Source organism: Micromonospora sp. MH99, assembly GCF_021442385.1.
Lineage (GTDB): Bacteria > Actinomycetota > Actinomycetes > Mycobacteriales > Micromonosporaceae > Micromonospora.
The window spans coordinates 15,014-37,462 of the sequence record NZ_MUZA01000001.1; the positions used below are offsets into that span (position 1 = coordinate 15,014).

A 22,449-nucleotide genomic window follows, 5' to 3' on the forward strand; every position below is an offset into this window, starting at 1 on the left:
CTGTCGAGCAGGCGAAGCCCGGGTCAGGAAGCGACGGACGCGTCGCCGGTGCCCGGCCAGCGCAGGCTCAGGGGGCGTGACGCTGTCGTACGCACCTGCCGCCAGAGCATCCACGTCTCGGGTCGGGCCAGCAGGCTCCTGCGCACCCACGCGCGCGGTTCGTCCGCCGACCGTTCACCCGCCTCCCAGGGCGCACGTCGTCGCAGCCGCAGCAGCAGGCGGCGCCCACCCGTTCCGTCCTCGGGTGTCACCCGCCAGGTGAACACCTGTGCCCGGGCGAGGCTGACCATGCGTGGCACGGGAGCCGGGGCGCTCTCCTCGTCCGGCCCCGGCAGCAGCGGAAGACCGTCGACGCCGACATCGGCGTAGCTGACGAACAGTCCGCCCTGGTCGCGCGCGGCGCGCAAGGACAGGCTGAAGCCTCGGCCGGGTGTGGTCCACGTGGAGTTGCGGAGCCCGTAGTGGCGCATCACGGGCAGCATCGCCTCGTGGACGAGGATGGTCTGGCGCAGCCCGAGGAAATCCAGGTGGACCGGGCCCACCGTGTGGGCGTGCAGGTGCGCACCGACGAGCAGCACGGGACGGTCCGTACGGGCCGCCGCAGCCAGCTCCGGCAGACCCTCGACGCGGACGAAGGACCCGCGCTCGTCGTCGGCCAGACTCAGGTACCACTGTTCGTCGGCGGCCTTGTCGATCCACGTGTCGTACCAGCGGTCGACGAGCGGCGGGTTGGTGGCGGCCGGCAGCCCGGCCGCCACCATCGCCGCCCGGACCTGGGTGCTGACCTCGGAGCGGATCCCTTCGCACTCGTGCGCGATGCGATCCCGCTCCGACTGCCAACTTCCACCGCTCCGGGCCACGGCACCCACCGGGCTTCCTACGCCTGGGCCAGGCGCAGCAGCTTGGGGGCGTGCTGCTCGATGACCGGCCGGACCGGCTCGCCCAGACGATCCACCAGGGTGGTGAGCTCGCGCTGGACGTCCTCGGGCATCCGGCGCTTGAGGGCGTAGCGCAGGCTGTGCTGGACCGTCCAGTCGGTGAAGCCCTCGGCCTGCGCGAAGGTCGCGATCCGGGCGGCGGCCAAGGCCTCCTCGGGGGTGCCGAAGTCCGCAGCCATCCGCAGTCCGAGGTGCAGGTACGGCGCGTTCTCCTCGTTGAGGTAGTCCGTGAGGGCACGGGGATTCCGCCCCTGGTCCCGGAGCACCCGGTGCACGTCGGTCATCGCCCGGTGCTTGAAGGTGATCTGGTCGATCGCCGCCTTGAGCCGGAGGTCGAGGGCGTCGAGCACCTCGTCGTCGATGGTGCGCCCGGGCGTCCGCCGCCAGGCTTCGACGGTGCTGGCGAAAAGGGCCACCACACCGAGCGCGGACGGGTGGTCACCACCGTTGGTGCCCAGCGTCTCGACGATCGAGTCCACCCGGTCCGCGGTGGTCCGGATAGCTTCGAGGGCCACTGCCGAGACGATCGGATCGTCCGGCATGACGTACTGGAGGAGATCGATCGAGCGGCCGGAGCCGTCGGGCAGGGTGTACGGCTTGGTCGTCACCTGGTGGGCGCCGTGCTTGGTCAGGTCGATGCCGGGTGCGGCCTTGACCAGCGGGTGCACTGCGACGGAGATGCCCGTCTTGTAGGTGATGAAGTCGAGTAGGCCGTTGAGGACGCCGGCGAGGTCGCCTTCCTGCACCAGCGGATAGAACGGGATGGCGGTGATCCGCATGTGCAGACCCGCGTCGTGGCCAATCTTGGGTGCCTCGAGGATGTGCTCCCAGCTGTAGCGGGGCTTGAACTTGCCGATCTGGCGGGCGACCCGCTCCACCGGCGTCTCCAGCCCGAGCAGCATGGCCCGGAAGCCGACGTCGCGCAGGTCGAGCATGATGTCGGGATCCACCTCCATCGGCACGGTGGAGACGTAGATGGTCTTGCCCTGGGTCGGCTCGTTCTCGCGCAGCGCCGAGATCAGGGACTCGACGTGTGAACGGCGCAGCAGGAAGTCGTCGTCCTCGAAGATGTACATCTGGAGATCGGGGTAGGCCGCCGCGGCGCGGTTCATGGCGCGCACGGCCTCGCTGCCGTCGTAGAAGTAGAGCTGCTCGCCCCACTGGGTGAGCTGGCAGAACTCGCAGGCCCGGGGACAGCTGCCGAAGACCGTCATCATCTTGATGGCGTTCGGACGGTGCACGTAGTTGCTCAGGCTGAGCGTGGAGCGGGCCCGCGCGCCGGTCTCCCGGCCGGACTCGTCGGTGCTCGCCCCCGCGTCGATCTGCGGAAGTTCGGCGAGTTCGAGCGGGATGTTGAGGTCGTCGGGAGCGCAGACGTCCATGATGTTGGTGGGCGTCCAGTACTTGGTGTCCAGCTCCATGAGCTTGACGTCGAGGCCGCCGGAGAACACCCGGCGCTCGAACTCGGTCAGCTTGACGACCCGGGTGTCGTGTACCCGCACGGCGTCGCCGGTCCGGTCGGCCAGGTGCAGGTTGGGGATGTCGCGGAAGAGTTCCAGGGCGGGGCGGGTGTCCCGGGGCCCCTCGTACGCGGAGGAGAAGATCATGTCCGCCTCGCTGGTCTCGCCGTGCGGTCCGACGACGATGTCCAGCGGGGTGTACTCCAGATATTCCCGGCGGCAGAAGTACGAGCTGTAGCCGGCGCCGACCAGGCGGGGCACGTAGCCGCGCTCCTCGTGCCGGCGGCACTGCTGGTTGAGGAAGTACATCGACTCGATCTCGGTCTGGGTGAAGAAGTTCGAGGTCGAGAAGAGGAAGTAGCAGCGCTCCCCGAACTGGTCGAGGGCCGCCTCGCAGGCCTCGAACTCCGAGTCGCCGAGTTCCAGGTTGAAGGCCTTGACCTCCACGCCGAGCAGGCCCAACCAGGACGCCACGTAGAACGAACCGATCGGGGGCTGGATGCCGAGGACGCGGCGCGAGCGGTTGCCGACCGTGCCGCCGCGCACCGGGTACTGGCCGCCGACGTTGGGTACGAAGATCGCCGCGGGACCGTCCTCCAGCGGGCTGCGGTCCAGGTCGTAGATGGAGCCGTCCGCCACCGTGAGAGCCAGCAGGTTGGCGGACACCCGGGCGTAGGTGCGGTTGTCGGTCTTGTCGAGGCGCTGGATGGCCTTCTTCACCATCGGCGGCAGGGAGCCGAGTTCATCGAGACTCTCGATCGGCAGCTCGGCCAGGCCACGGGCGAACAGATAGCGCTCGGGGGTGGCGAGTCTCGCGAAGCCCTCCTTGGCCACCTTACGGTCCAGCCGCTCGGTCTCGGTCTCCAGGTACGTGCGGTCAAGACGCTCCTGCTTGCCGTTCTGGAACAACAACGAAGACTCCTCGGGTCGATCGGGTTGTGCCGCCGAGCGGCGCACCGAGCGGACGTCAGTAGTGGCGGAACTTGCTCGTGTACCAGTCGGTGAACCGCTCGATCAGCGAGTTCAGTTCGCTCTCGCCGGGATGGGTGCGCCAGTCCCATCCGCTGTCCAGCCCGTTCGCGTCCACGAGGAGCTTCTTCAACCTGAAGCCCGTGACCCGCCCGTCCGCCGGGTCGTCCGCCGTGAAGTAGGCGATCGGCTCCTGGTGACCGGCGTCGAAGGGCGTGTGGACGTAGATGTAGGGCCGGAAGCCGATCTGTTCGCGCAGTCCCGGCAGCGGTGCCGGGGATGAGGCGAACAGCTCCGACAGCGGCTCGTGGATGCGTAGCGAGCCGGGCAGCGAGCACAGGTGCGGATGGAAGGCGTAGTCCTCCTCGGCGAACGCCGACGCACCGCCGCCGCCGCGACCGTGCTCGTAGAAGACGGGGGGCGCGTCGTACACGTCGCTGTAGAAGCCGGTGATCAGAGACTGGAGCGTCTCGATCTCGGGGAACCACTCCTCGAGAACGTCGTCGAAACAGCGCAGACGAAAAGGCGTGTCATGGCATGCCCTCGTCATGATGGAAAGGTAGCCCTCGACCACCTGCCCGACCGGTGCCAACAAGTAGAAATTAGGTGTTGAGACCAGTAGCTGGCTGGGCGATATAGCGGCTGGAAAACAAAAGAGACACCGTGGTCCGTCCCGACTTCTCACATCGACTTGCACGACTCCCCCTGGCGCGGTGTAATGACGGGAATCTAGCGCCCGTTTCCTGGTAGGTCCACGCCGGGTCCACATTTTGGACGGTGGTATCAGCATTGCCGAAGACTGATGAAAGATTCGATTAAGTGTGTTGCTTGTGGATACCGTGAAAGCTGTGCTCTTCGATCTCGACGGCACCCTCTTCGACTACGACGGATCGGTGACGGATGCCTTGCTGGGCTGGCTTCCCGAACTGGGTGTCGACCCCTCCGACGACGTACTGGAGCTGTGGCGGAGGCTGGAACGCGAGCACTATCCCGCGGCACATCGCGGAGCCATCAGCTGGAGCGAACACAGAAGGCGGCGACTGCGGGAGTTCCTCGTCGCCCTCGGCCGCCCGGTCGACGAGCCGTCCTTACTGGAGGTCTTCGCCGGCTACCTCGACAGTTTCGAGCGGGCCTACCGGCCCTACCCGGACGCCGTCCGGGCCCTGACCCGGGTCCGCGCCGCAGGTCTCGCCGTCGGGGTCCTCACCAACGGCTCCACCGGGCGGCAGACCGGGAAGCTGCGGGCGATCGGACTGCTCGGCCTCTGCGACGTGGTCTGCGTCTCGCAGGACCTGGCCGCCGCCAAGCCCGACCCCGACGCGTTCCTGCGCGCCTGTGAACGGCTCGGGCAGCCGCCCGGCGCGGTCCTCATGGTCGGTGACAACCACGAGTGGGACGTCCGTGCCGCCCGCGCGGCCGGGCTGCCCGCGCTTCACCTGGACCGCCGGGGTGACCGCCCCGACGCGGACCCCCACCGGATCACCACGCTCGACGAACTGTTCACCCCCTCATAAGGAGTTGGTCCTCAGATGAATCCGCTGCCGGAGGAAGCCGGCGGGATCACGCCGTGGCTGGAACGGGTGGCCGGGCTGGTGCCCGCCATCCAGGAGGCCCGCGACACCGTCGAAACCCTGGGCCACCTGCCACCCGACCTGGTGGCCCGGCTTCGGGACGCCGAGCTGTACCGGTTGTGGGTGCCTCGGTCCCTCGGTGGCCACGAGGTGCCACCCGCCGTGATGCTGCACGTGGTGGAGGAGATCGCGCGGCACGACGGCTCGGTGGCCTGGTCCATGATGGCCGGGGCCAACTCGGCGCTGCTCGCGGCGCGGCTGCCCGAGGCCGGCGGCAGAGAGATCTTCGGCGACCCGCTGACAGTGGTCGCGGGATCGCTGCACACCGCAGGCACGGCGGTCCGGGTCGACGGCGGCTACCAGCTCACCGGCAGGTGGCGGCTGGCCAGCGGGTGCGCGGAGGCGAGCTGGCTCATCTGCTCCGCCTCCGTCGCGGATGAACCCGACAGTGGTGGTGCGCACATCTTCTTCGTACGGGCCGCGGAGAGCGAGGTCATCCACGAGTGGAACGCGGTCGGCCTGCGTGGCTCGGGGAGCAACGGCTTCCGGGTGACTGACGTCTTCGTCCCCGAGCACCGGCACATCGCGCCGGGCGCCGAACTGGTCGTGGACGGCCCGCTCTACCGGAGCTCCATGGCGCACTTCATCAATCCGCCGTTGGGTGCGCTGGCCCTCGGCATCGCCGAGGACGCCGTCGGCTGCTTCCACGAGCTGGCGCAGAAGAAGACCGCCCGCGGCAGCGACCTGACCCTCAGCGAGCGCGGCACCGTGCAGGAGAAGGTGGGTACGGCCAGGTCCCTGGTGCGCTCGGCCCGCGCCTACCTGCACGCGGCCACCGCCGACATCTGGCGCGCGGCGGCGACGGACGCCGACATCCCGCACGAGCTGACGGCGGAGATCATGCTCGCCACGGCGACCGCGGCCAAGAACGCGGTGGAGGCCGTCGGCATCCTCTACACCGCAGCCGGATCCAGCTCCGTGGTCGAGTCCAGCAGGCTCGCCCGCTGCTTCCGTGACGTCAACGTGGTCAACCACCACGACGCGGCGTCGCTGCAGGTGTTCGAGCGGGTCGGCCGCTACGCGTTGACGGGGCGGTAGCGGCCGTAGGTGGTCTCCGCGAGCCAGGGACCGGTCCTAGTCCGCGGAGACCACCCGGAACGACTCCGCGTACCGTCCCTCGGGAAGCCGCCCGGCGCGGGCGATGGTCGCCGCCCACCGTCGTACGTCGGCGTCGAGCGCCTCCGGATCGGTGTGCTGGCTGGCATGGCAGCGCAGTGCCGCGCACTTGGCGTCGAGGGTGGCGGTGATGTCGACGTACGTGTTCGAGTCGCGCCCCGTCATCACCCAGATCTCGGCGACCCGCCACGGATCCAGCCCGCCTGCGGCGAGTTCGGGAAACGCCCGCGGGTTGCGGGCATCGGGGTATACGGCGCTGAACAGCGCCTCGCCCACGGCGAGATGGTCCGGATGGGAGGCGCGGATCCGGTCGATCTGTCGTACCGGCGAATGTGTCACCACCCGGTGTGGGCGGTGCGTGCGCAGCACCCGGGTCAAGCAGCGGCGGAGGGCCGGAGACGGTGTCAACCGCCCGTCCGGAAGCCCCAGGAAATCCACGTGCCGGACGCCGACCGCCCGTGCCGCGGCCTGCTGCTCCGTCCGGCGTACGGCGGCGACCTCGGCCTTGGGCAGCGCGAGGTCGGAGTGACCCGAGTCCCCGTCGGTCACCACGCAGTAGCGGACGTCCTCGCCCTCGGCGACCCACCGGGCGACGGCGCCCGCGGCGCCGTAGTCGACATCGTCGGGATGCGCGGTGACGACAAGCGTGCGGCTGCGCACCTCCGTCTCGCCGGCGAGCGGGGAACGCGTATTCGAGGACTCGGCCATGCCTTCACACTAGGTCGGCCACGACTCCGGCATAAGCCGGTGAAGCAGGTTTAAGAAAATGTCGCCAACAGCCGTCACGTTCCCTTTCATCAAACAATTCATATGCTGGGAACGGTCATTGACACCGCCGGGTGTGTGCCGTGTAGGTTCGCCAGACCACGCCTTTCACGCCACGTGCTCCCGGCACCATTTACAGAACAGCGCCCGGAATCCCGATGAATGAGCGGCTCGCCTGCGTTAATGCAGGGACCGCCGTCTCCTGCCATCGGAATGTCCGGCACCCGGGCCGGCGTGAACACGGACCGACGTACAAGGAGACCGGCGCATGCCGACTGCCCAGGACTGGGAAGTCACTGTCATAGACACCGGGCGCGAGCACGCACAGTTCGAGTCGCTGCGCCACCTGACCCACGGCGACACGGCCATCGTCGTCCTGCGCGATCTCTTCCCGGCCGTATCCGTCGCCGACCAGGCGGCCCGGATCCAGGAACTGCTCGCCGTCCCGGAGACCGCGCGGCTGCTGCACGCTCCGGTCGCCGACTTTCTCGACGAGATCGAGTCGTACCACGAGCGCGCCGAGCAGGCCCGCGCGGCGCTGGCGCGCTCGGGCGTCGACCTGCCGGCCCGGACGCGGGAGGCCCTGCGGGAGTCCTTCGGGCTCAGCTCGGTGGAGGTGGCCGTCGAGGACGGTCAGGGCGCCTACGGCGAGGCCGCGGTCCGGACCCGTGTTCCGGGGCCGGCCGCGGGGCTCGCCAGCCACAACATCATGCGCGACGGCGACGGCACCAACATCGCGCTCACCTACCTCGCCTACCACCTCCAGTGCGTCGTGGTCGTACGCGCCGCCGCGGGCGGCGGTGAGTTGGTCGTGCACGACCGTGCCTGGGAACCCGGCGACGAGGCCCACCGCACCGTCGACGGCACGGGCTACACCGACGTGGTGGCGGGAACGCGGGCCGACCGGTACGTCCCCCGCGACGGTGACGTGATCCTCTTCAACCCGGACCGGTACCACCGGGTCACCCCGGTCAACGCCGGGGAACTCGTCACTGTGGAGTTCTGCCTCGGCTTCCGGGACGACCTGCTCGACTACGCCGTCACCTGGGCCTGACGCCTCGGTGGACAACCCGCCCCCGCCCGCGGCCCTGCTCCTGTGGGACATCGACCGCACCCTGGTCGACTGTTCCCTCGTCACCAGGGGCGCGTACGACCGGGCCTTCCGACGGATCACCGGCCAGCCGCTCGGCCGCGTTTCCGACATCGCGGGAGCCACCGCACGGCACATCGCGGTGCGGGCGCTCGCCAGGCACCGGCCGGGCACAGCCGATGCCCTCGTGCGGCGACTGCTCGACGCGGTCGACGACGAACTGGATCGGCTGGGGGAGGAGCTGACGGCAGCGGGACGGGCCATGCCGGGCGCTGCCCGAGCGCTCACCGCGTTCGCCGGCTGCCCCGGTGTCCGGCAGACCGTGCTCACCGGCAACACCCGCCGGTCGGCTGCGGCAAAGCTGCGCGCGTTCGGCCTCGACCGGTATCTGGACCTGGCCATCGGGGCGTACGGCGACGAGGCCGAGGAGCGGGCCGCGTTGCTGCCGCCGGCTCGGGAGCGGGCCCGGCGTGCCCGCGGCGTCGACTGCCCGCCGGCTCGAGTGATCATCGTCGGGGACACCCCCCGCGACATGGCCGTGGCCAGAGAGCACGGGGTCCGGGCGGTGGGAGTGGCGTGCCACCCGGCAGACGCGGGAGGGCTGACGGCGGCCGGCGCCGACGTGGTCCTGCACGGACTCGCCGACACGGACGCGGTGCTGCTGACCTTCGGCGGGCTACTGCGGCAGCGGTTCGCGGAGCGGCCGAGCGGATGACTCCCGTCGTCCTGCTGCCGGGGCGCTGGCACACCCCGCGCCATTTCGGGCCGCTGCGCGCCGCGCTGCGGCGCCACCGGATCCCCGTCCACACGCCGCGGCTCCAGCGCGGCTCGCTCGCCGCCGACACCGTCCACGTCCAGCGGCTCGTCGACACGCTGCCCGAGCCGCCCGTGGTCCTCGGCCACTCCTACGGCGGTTCGGTGGCGACCGGGCTGCGCGGGGTGGCCCATCTCGTGTACGTCGCCGGATTCGCGCTCGACGTGGGGGAGTCGACCGCCGACGTGGGCGGCACCAGCACCCGGCTCGCGGCGGCCGTGACGGAGAGCCCCGACGGCACCACCCGGCTGCTGCCCGACCGGGCCGTGGAGGTGCTCTACCACGACTGCGCCGACGACCTCGCGGCGAGCGCCGTGTCCTGGCTGCGTCCGCAGGGCCCCGGGTACGGCCGGGGCCGTCCGACGCGCCACGCCTGGCGTGAGACCCCGTCCAGCTACGTCGTCTGTGCGGCCGACCGTGCCCTGGACCCGGCGGTGCAGCGCGAGATGGCCGCGCGGTGCGCCGAGCGCCACGAGTGGCCGGTGGGGCACTGCCCCGTGCTCAGCCGCCCCGACCTCGTCACCGATCTGCTCCTCGGCCTGACCGCATCAGGTACGCGCCGGGCCGACCGCGGGTGATCCGCCCCGCACTACCACGAGGAGTCCCATTGGAACTCGGTGCACGATGGCCTCGCCGGCCCGGCGCGACGCTGACCGAGGCGCGGCGAGCGACGAACCTTCCGGACGGGCCGGACGACCTGGACGCGCTGCCGCGCGTACCCGCGCCCCGACCGTGGCGATGGGTGGCCGGCGCGGTCGGCCTGGTGCTCGCGGCTCAGTTCGGGCACGGCCTGGTGACCAACCCGGCCTGGGAGTGGGGGACCTTCTTCGACTACCTGCTGAGCGAGACAGTGGTCTCGGCGGTGTGGGTCACCGTCCAACTGGTGCTCGTGTCCGGGGTCCTGGGGTTCGCGCTCGGCAGCCTCATCGGGGCGATGAGGCTGTCCCGCAGCCGGATGCTGCGCGGTGTGGCCGGGACGTACGTCTGGGCGCTGCGTTCGGTCCCGCTCATGGTGCAACTGCTCTTCTGGTTCAACCTGGCCTACCTCTACCGCCGGATCGGGCTGGGCATCCCGTTCGGCCCGGTCCTCGTGTCCGTCGACACGCTGCACCTCATCGGCACGATGGCCGCCGCCGTCATCGGGCTGACGCTCCATCAGTCCGCGTACGCCGCGGAGATCATCCGCGGAGGGGTGGCCTCCGTCGACCCCGGGCAGATGGCGGCGGCGGAAGCCCTGGGCATCCCGCGGCTGCGCCAGTGGCGCCGGATCCTGTTGCCGCAGGCGATGCGCGCGATCCTGCCGAACGCCGTCAACGAGATCGTCTCCCTGCTGAAGTCCACGTCGCTGGTGTCGGTGATGGCGATCGGTGAGCTCTTCTACCGCGTCCAGATCCTGTATGGACGCAACGGTCGCGTCGTACCGCTGCTGATGGTCGCCACCGTGTGGTACCTCGCGCTCACCACTGTGTTGACCCTTGTGCAGCACCGGGTGGAGCGCCGCTTCGCCTGGGTCGGCTCCGATGGCGACGGGCGGGCCGCCGCGTGAAGGACGAGACCCCGGCCCTGGACGTACGCGGCGTCCACAAGGCGTTCGGCGGGACGGAGGTGCTGCGTGGTGTGGACCTCCGACTACGGCGCGGCGAGAGCGCGGCGGTGATCGGCCCGTCCGGCGCCGGCAAGTCGACCCTGTTGCGCGCCATCAACCACCTCGAGGCCCCCGACCGGGGACACGTCCTGGTCGACGGCGAGCTGATGGGCTACCGCAGGCACCGCCGCGTCCTGGTCGCGCTCCGGGACCGGGAGCTGCTGCGGCAGCGTACCCGGATCGGCTTCGTCTTCCAGAACTTCAACCTGTTCCCGCATCTGACGGTGACCGAGAACATCATCGAGGCCCCCGTGGGCGCGCTGGGCGTGCCGCCCGCCCGGGCCCGGGAACGGGCAGCCCGGCTGCTTGCCCGCGTGGGTCTCGCCGACCGGGGTGGGGCCTATCCGCGTCAGCTGTCGGGCGGGCAGCAGCAGCGCGTCGCCATCGCCCGGGCCCTCGCCCTGGAGCCGGTCCTCCTCCTCTTCGACGAACCCACCTCGGCGCTCGACCCGGAGCTGGTGAACGAGGTGCTGACGGTGATCAAGGACCTCGCCCGGGAAGGCACGACGATGGTGGTGGCCACGCACGAACTGGGCTTCGCCCGCGAGATCGCCGACACGGTGATCTTCCTGGACAGCGGTGTGGTCGTCGAGGCGGGTCCGCCCGAGCAACTCCTCGACGCTCCTCGCCACGCACGCACCCAGGCGTTCCTCGCCAAGGTCCTTTGACCGCTCCACCCCCCATGACCCGTACCATCCGACACCCACGTCAGGACCCGCGAATGAGACACCCGTCAGGGCGCGTCGCCGCAGCCCTCACCGCCCTCTCCTGTTGCCTCGCCCTCGTGGTGACCGGCTGCGCGAACCCCGAGTCCGAGAAGACCGCGCCCCCGGCGAAGGCTGCCGACGGCACCCAGATGAACCTGTCCCCGAGCCAGGACAGACTGCACGCCCAGCGCATCGCGGCCATCGCCGACTCGGTGCCCGAGGCGGTCCGCGAGGACGGGTTCCTGGACATCGTCAACCTCGCCGGCACCGAGCCGCCACTGAGCTTCTACGCCACCGACAACCAGACGGTGATTGGTGTGGAGCCCGATCTGGCGACCCTGGTCGCGGACGTGCTTGGCCTGAAGCCGCGCTTCCACACCGTGTCGTGGGAGAACATCTTCATCGGCCTGGACAGCGGCAAGTACGAACTCGCCATGACCAACGTGACGGTGACCGAGGAACGCAAGGATAAGTACGACTTCGCCACCTACCGGGCCGACGAGGTCGCCTTCGAGGCGCCCCGGGACGCGGACTGGACCGTGCGCGGCCCGAACGACGTCGCCGGCCGGACCATCGCGGTGACCGCCGGTACCAACCAGGAACAGCTCCTGCGGACGTGGGACCGGCAGAACCGCGCGAAGAACCTTGATCCGGTCACCGTGAAGAACTTCCAGAATCCCGCCGACTACTACCTGGCGCTCGGTTCCGGCCGGGTCGACGCCTACCTCGGCCCCGGTCCGGCGGGTGCCTACCACGCCGCCGCGAGCGGCAAGACCAAGGTGATCGGCACGTTCTCCAGCAGTGGCGATGGTCTGGAGGGGCGGATCGGTGCCACCGTGCGCAAGGAGAACGGTCTGATCGAGCCCGTCGCCAAGGCGCTCAACGTCGTCATGGCCGACGGTACCTACACCGAGGTGCTCAAGAGGTGGGGGCTCCAGGCGGAGGCCCTACCGAAATCGGAGGTCAACCCGCCGGGCATCCCCCGGTCCTGACGCCTGGTCGCTGTGCCCCACTCTCCGAGCGGGGCACAGCTCACGCCTCCACGATGCGGAGGATGCCGCCGACGCCGAGGACGCTGTCGAGACTGCACAGTTCCGCCACGGCCTGCCTCATCGCGCCTTCCTCGGCACGGTGCGTGATGAAGACGACGCGCGCCTTCGAGGCACGGTCCTCCTGGGTGATGGAGCGGATGGACACCTGGTGGCGGCCCAACACCCCCGACACCTCGGACAGGACGCCCGGCGCGTCGGTGACCTCCAACTTGAGGTAGTGGGGGTGCGCCAGCCGTTCGGTCGGTCGCAGCACCGCGGAACTGCCGAGCGGAACCCTCCGGTGGGTGCCGCGTCGCAGGTGGTCCGCCGCGGTGACCAGATCGCCGAGCAGAGCGGACGCGGAGGGCAACCGTCCGGCGCCGTGACCGTAGAACATCTGGTCGCCGGCCGCGCCGCCCTTGAGGAACACCGCGTTGTACGTGTGGCGCACGTTGGCGAGGGGATGGTTCTTGTCCACCAGGGCAGGGAAGACCTGGACGCCGATTTCGCGCTCGCCGGAGCCGGCCGCGCCGAAGACCTCGGCCTTGGCGATCGATTTGATCACGTACCCGAAACGCGCCGCGATGTCGAAGTCGTCGCGATCGAGCTTGTCGATCCCCTCGCGCTCGACGTCGTCGACGGCGATCGCGCGTTTGAAGGCGAGCGAGGCGAGGATGGCCAGCTTCGACGCGGAGTCCGCGCCCGTCACGTCGTTCGTGGGGTCGGGCTCGGCGTAGCCCTCCTCCTGTGCCTGGCGCAGGGCCTCGGCGTAGCCGAGCCCCTCTTCGGACATGCGCGTCAGCATGTAGTTGGACGTGCCGTTGACAATGCCGAGCACGCTTGTGATGTCCTCGCCGAGGAACGATTCCCGGAGTACGCGCAGGATCGGCACGGACGCGACGGCGGCAGTCTCGAAGAAGAGGTCGACGCCGCTGGCGTCGGCCGTGGAATACAGCTCCGGGCCGTGCTTGGCGATCAGTTCCTTGTTGGCGGTGACGACCGGCTTGCCGGCGCGAAGCGCGGCGAGCACGTAGGTGCGGGCGGGCTCGATGCCGCTCATCACCTCGACCACCACGTCGATGTCGTCGGCGTCGGTGATCGCCCGTACGTCGTCGGTGATGAGCGGGGTCAGCAGGCCCGAGCGCTTCTTCCCCGCGTCCCGTACGGCGATGCGCTTGAGTATCAGATCGATGCCGCTAATTTCCTGGATATCGGGAGCCCGACCCAGGAGAAATTCGGCGAAAGCCGCTCCGACGTTGCCGCAACCGAGCATACCCACGTTCACGGGACGATCCATGGCGGGAGCATATACGCCTGCATCGTCCGGTCACCGCCGCTCTGCTGCGCCGTCTTGGATGGTGAAACCGGCCGCAAAGAAAAAATCTTCTGCGTGGCCGCTCGACGGCCGTCGGCGGGGAGTCGGTCGGAAGAGGCGGAGCCCGCGGGACCACCGAACCGACCAGTTGGGGACGCCGCTTCGGGCGGATCGGCCGTAAAGCCGTACTTATGTCTGCCCCAAGAAAACGTCACTACTGGCCGCTGTCCGGGCGTGCTGGAATGAAGAGCGCTGCTCGGCGTGCCGGGCCGCGCAGCCATCTCGCCATCGTCTTGGAGGAAGCCCGGTGCGGGTCCTCGTCCTGGAATGCGCCCTGTCGTTGGACGTCAATGCCGCCATGATCGCTGACTACGCCGATGTCGCCCGACGACACGGTGATCTCAGCCTGACCGTGCTGACCAGGGAGGGTGTGCGGGACAGGTTGGCGGGTGGGGTTCCGGAGGAGGTCGAACTCCTCGAGGAGGTGCCCGACTACTTCACGCCCGGGGCCGTCGAGCGACGGGCCATGGAACTGCTCCGGAACTCCTCGTACGACCTCCTGTTCGCCCCGCGGGAGGGGGACGTCGTACGAGCCGCGCGTATCCGGGAGAAATTCGGTATCGAGGGCCAGAACGTCGAGAGCGCACGGGCGTACCGCGACAAGCTGGAGATGAAGCGGCGGGTGGCCGCCGCCGGTCTCGACGTCTGGCCCTCGTACCGCGTCGACGACGCGGTCGACTTCTGGAATGCCGTCGACGAGCTGGGATATCCCCTCGTCCTCAAGTCCCGGTCGGCCTGGGCCGGCGAGACCGCGGCTTTCGTCTACGACGAATCAGGCGCGCGGCAGGCAGCGTCGGACTGTTTCGGCCGACTCTCCGCCGATGTGCCCGCGCACAGCGTCGCCGAGCCGATGGCGGGTTCGGTGATGTACCACGTCGACGGAGTGCGCCATGACGGCGAGTTCCTCTACCTCATCCCGTCGCAGTACTACGGCTTCGGGACCGGGCGCGCTGTGGGCGAGCACGTCGGCTCCTTCGGTTCCGTCATGCTCGACCCGGCTTCGGCCGTCGGCCGTGGCCTGGTGGAGTTCGTCGAGGCGGTCGTGGCGGCCCTGCCCAACGCCCGGACTTCCGCGTTCCACGCCGAGGTGTGGGGCGACGTGAACGGCAGGCTCCAGCTCAACGAGATCGCCGCGCGCGCCGGCGGGCACTTCACCATGACCAATGCGGGTGCGGCGACCGGTCTCCTACCCGACAAGCTGTGCCTCGGGCTCGCCGCCGGCATGAAGCCGGAGCAGTTGGGCTTCGTCGGAGACGAGCACATCCGGCCGGTGGCCGGATTCGGCCTGCCGTACCGCGCGGGCAGGGTGGTGACGCTGCCCGACCGCTGCGAACTCCCCTCGGTGCTCAAGTTCGTCCTGCCGGAGTGGCTGGTCCCCGGCGCGACGATCCCCCTGCCCACGAGCTGGTTCGACACCATCGGAGACGTCACGCTGACCACCCCCTCCTACGACGGGTTGCGGCCCGAGATGGAGCGGGTCGTCCGCTGGGCGGAGGACGCCATGAAGATTCAGCCCGACGAAGCCGGCCTGATCCGCTGACGCCGTCGGACGACCGGCGAAGCGGACCGGGACCTGGCGGGAGCATCATTCACGGGGAGACGAGATGACGCAGGCGCTGTCCTGGGGGCAGCCGGCATCGGTTGTGCATGCCCGGGGCCTCACCAAGTCCTACGGCGGCCCGGCTGCCGTCGACGGGGTGGACCTGGAGATCTGGGCCGGTGAGTCCGTCGGGATCCTGGGGCCCAACGGTGCCGGCAAGACATCGCTCATGCGCATGCTGAGCTGTGTCTCCCTCCCGTCGGCCGGCTCGCTGCGCATTTTCGGGCTGGATGCTGCGAAGCAGAGCCGCGACATCCGGCGGCGGCTGGGCATCGTGCATCAGGAAGACATCCTCGACTCGGAGCTGACCGTCGCCGAGAACATCTACATCTACGGCAGGTATTTCGGGATGCCCCGTGCGGTGATCCGCGAGAACAGCGCCGAGCTGCTGGAGTTCGCCAAGCTGTCGGATCGTGCGGACTCCCGCGTAGAGACCCTCTCCGGAGGGATGAAGCGGCGACTGAGTATCGCCCGTGCCCTGGTCAGCAAGCCGGAAGTCCTGTTGCTCGACGAGCCGACGACCGGCCTCGACCCGCAGGCGCGGCACGTGCTCTGGGATCGGCTGGCGATGCTGAAGACTCGTGGCGTCACGTTGATCCTGACGACCCACTTCATGGACGAGGCCGAGCAGCTGTGCGACCGGATTCTGCTCATGGATCGGGGGAGCCTCCGGGACGAGGGCGCTCCGCAGGAGCTCGTCACGCGCTATGCGTCGAAGGACGTCGTGGAGATCCGCGCGAGCGGCGCAGCGGACGTGTCCGCGCTGGCGGAGCTGGTCGGCAAGATCGGCAATCGGATGGAGCAGCTGCCCAACCGGCTGTTGCTCCACGTCGACGACGGTGATCTCGCCCTGCGCGCGGTGATCGACCTCGGCGTCGACCCCCGGGCCTGCCTGGTCCGGCGTGGCTCGCTGGAAGACGTCTTCCTAAGGCTCAGCGGCCGGAGCCTGCTGGGGTGACGATGCCCTCGATCCTTGTCGCCTGCGAACACTGGCTGCTCCAGTACCGCCGCACCTGGCGAGGTACGCTCACCAGCTCGATTCTCGCGCCGCTGCTCTACCTGGCGACGCTCGGGCTCGGCCTCGGCGCGAGCTTCGATCTGCAGGTCCAGGCCCACACCCAGCGGGTTGACTACGTCGTGTTCGTCGCCCCGGGTCTGCTGGCCGGCTGGGCGCTGCAGACCGCGGCCGAAGTGTCGGCGTACCCGGTAGCCACCGCGATGCGGATGGACCGCACGTATCACGGCATGGCGTCCTCACCGGTCGGCTACCGCGGAGCGTACGCGGGACACCTGGCCTTCATCGCGCTGCGTGTCGCCATCAACTGCGCGATCTTCCTGGCGGTGCTGGGCGCCCTCGGGATCGTCACCTCGTGGTGGGCGGTGGTCGCGCTCTTCGTGGCGGTGCTCACCGGCATGTCGTGTGCCGCGCCTATCCTCGCGTTCTCGGCCGCGATCACGCGGGACGCGAGCCTGACGACTCTCACGCGCCTTGTCGTGACGCCGCTGTTCCTGTTCTCCGGGATCTTCTACCCGGTCAGCGTCTTCCCCACCGTGCTGCAGTGGCTGATCTCCGTCACGCCGCTCTGGAACGGGGCGGAACTCTGCCGGCAGTTGATGACGGGCCACGCGGACCTCCGGCCGGCACTGCTGCACCTGTTGGTCCTCGGGTGCTACCTGCTGCTCGGCACGGTCGCGGCCGAGCGGATGTTCAAGAGGCGATTGACCCTATGAAGTCGGCAATTCTCACGGATGTCAGCGCGGTAGTCGAGCGGAACTTTCTGGTCGCCCGGAAGACCTGGTCGGTCCTGCTGTCGGGCATGATCGAACCGGTCCTGTTCCTGCTCTCCATCGGACTCGGTCTCGGTTCGCTGCTCGGGCCGGTGGAGGTGGGCGGCGAGACGGTGCCGTACCTCGTCTACTTCGCCCCGGCCCTCATCGCGACATCCGCCATGAACGGCGCCCTGTACGACTCGACAGTGAACTTCTTCTGGAAGCTGCGCTACCGACGCCTCTACAAGCAGCTTCTGTCGGCGCCGATGAACATCAAGGGCATAGTCGCCGGAGAGATCGTCTGGGCGCAGCTCCGGGGTGTGGTCTACGCGGTCGTGATGTTGGTGATCATCGGCGTGTGCGGCGGCCTCAGATCCCCCTGGGCCGCACTCGCCGTACCGGCCGCGTTGGTGGTGGGATTCGCCTTCGCGGCCATCGGCGTCGCGATCGCCACGGTGATGCGCAACTGGCAGGATCTCGACCCGGTCCGCTTCGGCACGCTGGTGCTCTTCCTCGCGAGCGGCACGTTCTTCCCCACGTCGGCTTACCCGCCGGCCGTCGGTCACCTGGTCGAGCTCTCGCCCCTGTACGCGTCCAACGAACTGGTCAGGGCGTTCTGCGTCGGGCGGGTCGGTGCCGCCCAACTGCTCCAAGTGGCCTATCTGGTGGCCCTGACCGTGGGCGCCCTCTGGATCGCCGTGCGTCGTTTCGGGCGCCTGCACGCCGACTGAGCGCCGGCCCGCCCATCTCCCACCTGTGGGAGGAGAACCTCCGAAGGAGCCTGACGTCGTGCAGAACACGAGCCGCCACGTTGTTCATCTCGGTTTCGCCGAGCAGCACCTCGACTCGATCGAGTTCGGCGACCACCAAGTGTCCCTGCTGGTGCACCGGCACGTCGTCGAGCAGATGTCACCCGCCGCGCGGCAGCGGTTCGTCCGCATCGGCGTACTGGACGTGCCGCACACGCTGGACTTCGAGGACTACGACCGGGCGCTCGACCAGATGATCCCGCTGGTCGAGGAGTTCGCCACCGAACTGGGTCCGCCGGTCGCCGTCGTCGCCATGTACGAGCACGTCACCCTGCCGGCGGCCCGGCTGCGCGAGCACTTCGGCATTGCGGGCGTCGGCGTCGAGACGGCGGTGCTCTGCCGCGACAAGGTCCGCATGAAGGAGGCGATGCGGGGCAGCGGGGTACGCGTTCCCGCGTTCTGGGCGGTCGGCGCAGCCACCCCGTACGCCGACCTGGAGAGGATCGCGGCCGCCGTGCCGGGCGGGATCGTCCTGAAGCCGCAACGCCAGGCCGGCAGCTTCGGCATCAGGGTCTTCCGCGACGCGGCGGAGTTCCTCACGTACGCCCAGGCGCACGGCATCCCCGACGATCACGAGGTGGAGGAATTCGTCGCGGGCGAGGTGTGCCACGTGGACGGCGTGGTACGGGACGGCCAGATCCGCTTCATCAGCGCCTCTCGGTACATCGGCGACTGCTTCAACTTCCGGACCGGCACGGAGCACCTCTCGTCCGTCACGTTCGACGACGCGGCGACGCTGGCGCGGATCAGCGACTTCACCGCCCTCGTGCTGAAGTCGCTGAGATTGCACACCAGCACCTTCCATCTGGAGCTGTTCCTCACCCCCGACGATGAGCTGATCTTCCTTGAGGTCGCCAACCGCTTCGGCGGCGCCTACATCGGTGAGGCCATCCACGCCGTCTACGGCGTGGACCTGGTCCGCGAGTCCGTCCTCGCCTGTATGGGCCTGCCGTCCGAGGTCGGGACCGTCACCGACATCCTGGGGTACGCAGAGGTCGGAGCCTCCGGTTGGCTCTACCCGGCCCTGCCGGAGATCCGGCCCTGCGTCGTCAAGCGCATCCGCGGCCTCGACACCTGCCCGGACTCCGTGGTGCTGTCCGAGATCCCCAACATCGGCCAGACGCTGAACGACGACATCACGGCCTTCCCCAGTGCGGGCAGGTTCGTGCTGGCCGGAGCGAGCACGGCGGAGGTCGAGCGCGACATCCGACACCTCGCCGCCACGTACGCCCTGGAAACCTGCCCGCCGGCTACCTGGTCACGAGACTGCGCAGTGCCGCCAGGACCGCACGGTTGCTGACCGTGGCCCGTCGCTCCGGATATCCGGAACCGATATCCGGACCAGCGGCGGCCCATTGCTCCATGAGGTGTTCGCACCACCGGACAGTGCGGCCCGCGGCCGTGCCGACGTGAGTGGGGGATCGAGATGACGGCGGACGCGCCGGACCGAGCGGCGGCACCTGCGGTGAGCGCGGATGAGTTCCGCAACGCGATGGCGCTGCTGGCAGCACCGGTGGCCATCGTGACCACTCTTTTTGACGGGCGCCGCTGGGGCTTCACCGCCAGCGCGGTGACCGGGCTGTCCCTCAGTCCACCGCTGGTCTCGGTGGCGATCGATCGGGTGAGCCGGTCGCACGGAGCCTTCGTGCTCGCGAAGGAGTTCGTCGTCAACGTGTTGGCGGAGCAGCACCGCGAAATCGCTTCCCGGTTCGCGCGTCTGGGACCGGACAAGTTCGCCAACCACACCGACTCGACCTTCCCGGGTACCAGTCTCCCCGCCATCGATCAGGCGATCGCCCAGTACCGCTGCACCCGTCAGGCGGTGGTACCGGTCGGCGACCACGACCTCGTGGTCGGTGAGGTGAGCATGGTCCTCCGGGATCCGGCTCGACGGCCCCTGCTCTGGTACGAACGGGGCTTCCACGCCGCGGTCCGGCTCTGATCTAGACCGGCTGCCCCTGCGGCGGGACCCCGGAGAATCCCTGGTGATGCCATGGCCGATCGGGTCGAGATCGGACTCGTCACTGCGACAGACCACGCCGCCATCGTCTTGGTCGGGCTCCCCGTCAGCGTGCTGGTGCGCCGATTCGCGCTCAGACGCCCACAGGCCAACATGGACCTGGTACGCCGCGCCGGTGAGGTGGAAGTCACAGTCGAATGAACTCAGTGCGGATTGTTGCGCACCGTAGTTATCCCAGCACGCGGGAGAATGTTGCCTGATCGATCCGGATTGATTAAAGCTGGTGTGGGTTCCGCCGGGAGTTGTCGGCGGACACGGGGGCTTGGAGGAATTCGTTGTCGACGTTCGCGTTGAGTGAAAGTAAACACTGGTCGGTCAGAATATCCTGCAGTTCATTGTGGGAATCTCTCGCCAGTATCCGATTGGTCTACAGTGCTCGAAATACCGCACCGTGGCCCTACGGAAATTGGCTGCAGGCCACCAGGCGTTCCATCAAGCGAGACGGACCGGAACTCACGCCCTGGCTGCGGGAGCTGTTGCAGATCCACGGCGGCATGTTGCCGTCGTTCGTCACGCCCTTGCCGAGATCGGCGTCGCCCACCCTCGATGAGGAGTTGGCGGACCTCCGGGCAGTGCCGCCGGCGCAGGTGCGTGCCGAGCTCGAGCAGTGGGGCGGCGGGCTCCAGTCGCGTGCCCTGCGCTCCCTTCATGAGTGCCCCGAGCAAGCCCTCGACCAGCTCGCGGACATGGTGGCGGCCTACTGGGAGGTGGCACTGCGCCGGTACGCCACCGCCATACGCTCGACCTATGAGGCGGAGATCTTCGCCCGGTCGCGGGTACTGGCCACGGAGGGCCCGGAAAGCCTGCTGGACAGCCTGCACGCCCAGCTGCCGCAGGTGGGCACGCCTGGCGTCGGGGCGCCGCCGCCGGCGTCCGAGCCGATGTCGCGGGTCCTGATCGTCCCGTTGCTCTTCGGCCGGGGACCGTCGCTGACGGCGACCGCCCCGCACGGCGTCGTGTGCTTCTCCTACCAGGCCTGCGGTGCGGCCGTGCTGAGCGGCGCCGCCCTGGAGCCCGGCCGGGCGGACGGCACGGGGCGCAAGGACCGTCTGGAGATCCTGCTGGGCCGCAGCCGGGCGGCAATCATGCGCGGTGTCACCGTGCCGACCACCACCTCGGCTCTCGCCGCTGAGCTGGGCCTCGCCGTCAGCACGGTGTCGGAGCACCTGGCCGTGCTGGTGGCGGCGGGAGTGGTCAAGCGCCGGCGGGCGGGCATCCGGGTCCTGTACGAGCTGGACCGGGTTGGCCTGCCGTTGCTGAGCTACCTGGGCAGCGATTCGATGGCCATGTCGTCCGCCGGCTGAGCGTGCCTGCGGGCCGCACGTCATGTCCCGGTGCCCGCCGCGCCGATAGGTTGCCCGGCGTGCTCGACTACGACCACGAGGCGGCCACGGATGACGCCCCGCGAGGCGGGGAGGTCAGGGCCGGCGCCGCGGCGGAGCCGTGATGACGCTGCTGCCCGCGGGCGCTCGCCTCGTCTGGACGTGGGCTGCGGCATCCGCCCGGTGACGGGCTTCGCGGGCCGGATCGGTGGGTGGCCGGGCTCGACGAGGCCGGGCGGGTGCTGAATCCGGGCCGGGTGTCCAGCATGCGGACACCCGGCCGGCTTGAGCCCGCCGCCGATGCAACCGCGCAACAACTTACCGGCAGGCAGGGACCGCTATGCGGATATCGGCCGTCGCCGTGGGGTGGGGATGATGTCTTTTTACGGCAACGAGGGTGACAGCCGACGTCGACAACGGATTTGTCGACTCCGTTCGAATTCACCGCCACAACAATTCCAGGGACTGGATCACATGCCCTGTCGGGGGAGATTTCCGGGAGTACCGGTACCGTCGGCGACGCAGCCGGCGGCAAGGGCCCGTCGGTCGAGAAAATGGCACGGCTATTTGCCGTCGAAGGTGCCGACGGGGCCGGTAAGACCACTGCCGCCCCGGGCCTCGTCGCCCAGTTCCACCTTCCAGCGGCACTGAAAAATGTGACGATGGCCGGCCCGACCGGGCCCGCCCGGCGGTCTGGGTCGGTGAGGTGATCAACCACTGTGCACGGATCGCCGCGTCGATCAGCGTCGGCTGACGGGTGCCGCCGGTCGGCGATCCGGCCGATGGCGCTGGCGCCGGGTCCGGTCCGAGCGGATCGGACCGCATCGGGAGCCGGCGCCACCGGCCGGATCGCCTACGCCACCTGTTCGATCGGGGCGGTCCGGTCGAGTCCCGGCCCCTGCGCGATGTCGAGCAGGGTGGGTCTGGCCAGGCGGAGATAGTCCGTGGTGCGCAGGGCGACGGAGCGGTCCAGCGCCGCGGCGTTGAAGAAGATGTCGGTTGTCTCCAGGAGGGCCGGATCCACGATCAACTCCAACTCGGCGTCGAAGGCGAACGGCATGATGGTTCCGCTGACGGTGCCGGCGAGCCGTTCGGCGGTCTGCCGGTCGGCGAAGCCCGCGTCGCGGCCGCCCACGCTCTCGCGGATCCGGTCGAGGTCGACGCGCCGGTCGCCGGGCACCACGGCCAGGACGAAACGAACCTGCCTTTTGCTGATCTTCACGCGGACGACGATGCACTTCGCCGCCTGCTCCGGAGGGTGCCCGCGCAGCAGGCTCGCCCGATCCGTCCGGCCTTCCGGGGCGTGCCGGATCAGCCGGTATTGTGCGCCGCCCTCCTCGAGCAGGTTCAGCAGCCGGTCCGCCGCGGTGGGCACCGGATGATGCTT

At 69.4% G+C, this 22,449-nt stretch carries 22 protein-coding genes; 16 read left to right on the top strand and 6 right to left on the bottom strand.

From position 1 onward, the window contains the following. Nucleotides 1-23: 23 nt before the first annotated feature. From B0E54_RS00085 to B0E54_RS00095, 3 genes are read right to left on the bottom strand one after another with little or no spacing between them, the layout of a single operon-like run. Nucleotides 24-869, bottom strand: a complete 846-nt coding sequence (locus B0E54_RS00085) for a hypothetical protein (RefSeq protein WP_234580894.1) — start codon at nt 867-869, stop codon at nt 24-26. An 8-nt stretch (nt 870-877) separates the two neighbouring features. After that, the gene (locus B0E54_RS00090) at nt 878-3,310 is read right to left on the bottom strand and encodes a radical SAM protein (RefSeq protein WP_234580896.1); all 2,433 of its coding nucleotides are present in this window, start codon (nt 3,308-3,310) and stop codon (nt 878-880) included. Nucleotides 3,311-3,365: 55 nt separating this feature from the next. After that, nucleotides 3,366-3,917 carry a hypothetical protein gene (locus B0E54_RS00095; RefSeq protein ID WP_234580897.1) on the bottom strand — a complete coding sequence of 184 codons (552 nt, stop codon included), beginning with the start codon at nt 3,915-3,917 and terminating at the stop codon, nt 3,366-3,368. 298 nt (nt 3,918-4,215) lie between these two features. Here B0E54_RS00095 and B0E54_RS00100 point away from each other — a divergent pair, with 298 nt between their 5' ends. Both B0E54_RS00100 and B0E54_RS00105 read left to right on the top strand, forming a co-directional pair. Next, a complete protein-coding gene (locus B0E54_RS00100) occupies nt 4,216-4,881 on the top strand; it encodes an HAD family hydrolase (protein WP_234580898.1) in 666 nt (221 codons plus the stop codon). Between the two features lie 15 nt (nt 4,882-4,896). Continuing rightward, the gene (locus tag B0E54_RS00105; RefSeq protein ID WP_234580901.1) at nt 4,897-6,036 is read left to right on the top strand and encodes an acyl-CoA dehydrogenase family protein; all 1,140 of its coding nucleotides are present in this window, start codon (nt 4,897-4,899) and stop codon (nt 6,034-6,036) included. A gap of 36 nt (nt 6,037-6,072) precedes the next feature. Here B0E54_RS00105 and B0E54_RS00110 read toward each other — a convergent pair whose 3' ends face one another. Continuing rightward, entirely contained in the window at nt 6,073-6,822 is a 750-nt protein-coding gene (locus tag B0E54_RS00110) for a PIG-L deacetylase family protein (RefSeq protein ID WP_234580902.1), read from the bottom strand. 325 nt (nt 6,823-7,147) lie between these two features. On the opposite strand from B0E54_RS00110, the gene B0E54_RS00115 reads away from it, so the two are divergent. From B0E54_RS00115 to B0E54_RS00140, 6 genes are read left to right on the top strand one after another with little or no spacing between them, the layout of a single operon-like run. Continuing rightward, a complete protein-coding gene (locus B0E54_RS00115) occupies nt 7,148-7,933 on the top strand; it encodes a hypothetical protein (protein ID WP_234580904.1) in 786 nt (261 codons plus the stop codon). 7 nt (nt 7,934-7,940) lie between these two features. Continuing rightward, on the top strand, nt 7,941-8,684 hold the full coding sequence (locus tag B0E54_RS00120; protein ID WP_234580905.1) for an HAD family hydrolase: 744 nt from the start codon (nt 7,941-7,943) through the stop codon (nt 8,682-8,684). Next, nucleotides 8,681-9,361 (top strand): alpha/beta hydrolase, encoded by a 681-nt coding sequence (locus tag B0E54_RS00125; RefSeq protein WP_234580907.1) that lies wholly within the window; start codon nt 8,681-8,683, stop codon nt 9,359-9,361. The genes B0E54_RS00120 and B0E54_RS00125 overlap by 4 nt, the downstream gene beginning before the upstream one ends. A gap of 29 nt (nt 9,362-9,390) precedes the next feature. Then, nucleotides 9,391-10,329: an amino acid ABC transporter permease gene (locus B0E54_RS00130; RefSeq protein WP_234580909.1), complete on the top strand. Its 939-nt coding sequence runs from the start codon at nt 9,391-9,393 to the stop codon at nt 10,327-10,329. Further along, nucleotides 10,326-11,096, top strand: a complete 771-nt coding sequence (locus B0E54_RS00135) for an amino acid ABC transporter ATP-binding protein (protein WP_308195317.1) — start codon at nt 10,326-10,328, stop codon at nt 11,094-11,096. The genes B0E54_RS00130 and B0E54_RS00135 overlap by 4 nt, the downstream gene beginning before the upstream one ends. A gap of 53 nt (nt 11,097-11,149) precedes the next feature. Continuing rightward, nucleotides 11,150-12,127 (top strand): ABC transporter substrate-binding protein, encoded by a 978-nt coding sequence (locus tag B0E54_RS00140; RefSeq protein WP_234580910.1) that lies wholly within the window; start codon nt 11,150-11,152, stop codon nt 12,125-12,127. 40 nt (nt 12,128-12,167) lie between these two features. On the opposite strand, the gene B0E54_RS00145 is transcribed toward B0E54_RS00140, so the two are convergent. Beyond that, nucleotides 12,168-13,463 carry a homoserine dehydrogenase gene (locus B0E54_RS00145; RefSeq protein WP_234580912.1) on the bottom strand — a complete coding sequence of 432 codons (1,296 nt, stop codon included), beginning with the start codon at nt 13,461-13,463 and terminating at the stop codon, nt 12,168-12,170. Between the two features lie 325 nt (nt 13,464-13,788). Between B0E54_RS00145 and B0E54_RS00150 the strand changes: the two genes are divergently transcribed. The 8 genes from B0E54_RS00150 (at nt 13,789) to B0E54_RS00185 (ending at nt 21,044) form a co-directional block, all read left to right on the top strand. Next, a complete protein-coding gene (locus tag B0E54_RS00150) occupies nt 13,789-15,081 on the top strand; it encodes an acetyl-CoA carboxylase biotin carboxylase subunit family protein (RefSeq protein ID WP_234580913.1) in 1,293 nt (430 codons plus the stop codon). A gap of 76 nt (nt 15,082-15,157) precedes the next feature. Beyond that, on the top strand, nt 15,158-16,099 hold the full coding sequence (locus B0E54_RS00155; RefSeq protein WP_234581250.1) for an ABC transporter ATP-binding protein: 942 nt from the start codon (nt 15,158-15,160) through the stop codon (nt 16,097-16,099). Nucleotides 16,100-16,101: 2 nt separating this feature from the next. Then, nucleotides 16,102-16,872 (top strand): ABC transporter permease, encoded by a 771-nt coding sequence (locus tag B0E54_RS00160; RefSeq protein ID WP_234581252.1) that lies wholly within the window; start codon nt 16,102-16,104, stop codon nt 16,870-16,872. Beyond that, entirely contained in the window at nt 16,869-17,642 is a 774-nt protein-coding gene (locus B0E54_RS00165) for an ABC transporter permease (protein ID WP_234580914.1), read from the top strand. The genes B0E54_RS00160 and B0E54_RS00165 overlap by 4 nt, the downstream gene beginning before the upstream one ends. Nucleotides 17,643-17,700: 58 nt before the next feature. After that, complete coding sequence (locus tag B0E54_RS00170; protein WP_234580916.1) at nt 17,701-19,020, top strand: acetyl-CoA carboxylase biotin carboxylase subunit family protein; 1,320 nt, start codon at nt 17,701-17,703, stop codon at nt 19,018-19,020. 165 nt (nt 19,021-19,185) lie between these two features. Then, complete coding sequence (locus tag B0E54_RS00175) at nt 19,186-19,662, top strand: flavin reductase family protein (RefSeq protein WP_234580918.1); 477 nt, start codon at nt 19,186-19,188, stop codon at nt 19,660-19,662. 51 nt (nt 19,663-19,713) lie between these two features. After that, on the top strand, nt 19,714-19,881 hold the full coding sequence (locus tag B0E54_RS00180; protein WP_234580919.1) for a hypothetical protein: 168 nt from the start codon (nt 19,714-19,716) through the stop codon (nt 19,879-19,881). A gap of 134 nt (nt 19,882-20,015) precedes the next feature. Beyond that, on the top strand, nt 20,016-21,044 hold the full coding sequence (locus B0E54_RS00185; RefSeq protein ID WP_234580921.1) for a helix-turn-helix transcriptional regulator: 1,029 nt from the start codon (nt 20,016-20,018) through the stop codon (nt 21,042-21,044). Between the two features lie 871 nt (nt 21,045-21,915). Here B0E54_RS00185 and B0E54_RS00190 read toward each other — a convergent pair. Continuing rightward, a complete protein-coding gene (locus B0E54_RS00190) occupies nt 21,916-22,437 on the bottom strand; it encodes a YbaK/EbsC family protein (RefSeq protein WP_234580922.1) in 522 nt (173 codons plus the stop codon). Nucleotides 22,438-22,449: the final 12 nt, after the last annotated feature.

Excerpts from the sequence above, each read along its gene's own strand:
- B0E54_RS00095 (WP_234580897.1), bottom strand. The coding sequence starts at position 3,917 with ATGACGAGGGCATGCCATGACACGCCTTTTCGTCTGCGCTGTTTCGAC.
- B0E54_RS00105 (WP_234580901.1), top strand. The coding sequence starts at position 4,897 with ATGAATCCGCTGCCGGAGGAAGCCGGCGGGATCACGCCGTGGCTGGAA.
- B0E54_RS00110 (WP_234580902.1), bottom strand. The coding sequence starts at position 6,822 with ATGGCCGAGTCCTCGAATACGCGTTCCCCGCTCGCCGGCGAGACGGAG.
- B0E54_RS00115 (WP_234580904.1), top strand. The coding sequence starts at position 7,148 with ATGCCGACTGCCCAGGACTGGGAAGTCACTGTCATAGACACCGGGCGC.
- B0E54_RS00125 (WP_234580907.1), top strand. The coding sequence starts at position 8,681 with ATGACTCCCGTCGTCCTGCTGCCGGGGCGCTGGCACACCCCGCGCCAT.
- B0E54_RS00140 (WP_234580910.1), top strand. The coding sequence starts at position 11,150 with ATGAGACACCCGTCAGGGCGCGTCGCCGCAGCCCTCACCGCCCTCTCC.
- B0E54_RS00145 (WP_234580912.1), bottom strand. The coding sequence starts at position 13,463 with ATGGATCGTCCCGTGAACGTGGGTATGCTCGGTTGCGGCAACGTCGGA.
- B0E54_RS00160 (WP_234581252.1), top strand. The coding sequence starts at position 16,102 with ATGCCCTCGATCCTTGTCGCCTGCGAACACTGGCTGCTCCAGTACCGC.
- B0E54_RS00165 (WP_234580914.1), top strand. The coding sequence starts at position 16,869 with ATGAAGTCGGCAATTCTCACGGATGTCAGCGCGGTAGTCGAGCGGAAC.
- B0E54_RS00180 (WP_234580919.1), top strand. The coding sequence starts at position 19,714 with ATGGCCGATCGGGTCGAGATCGGACTCGTCACTGCGACAGACCACGCC.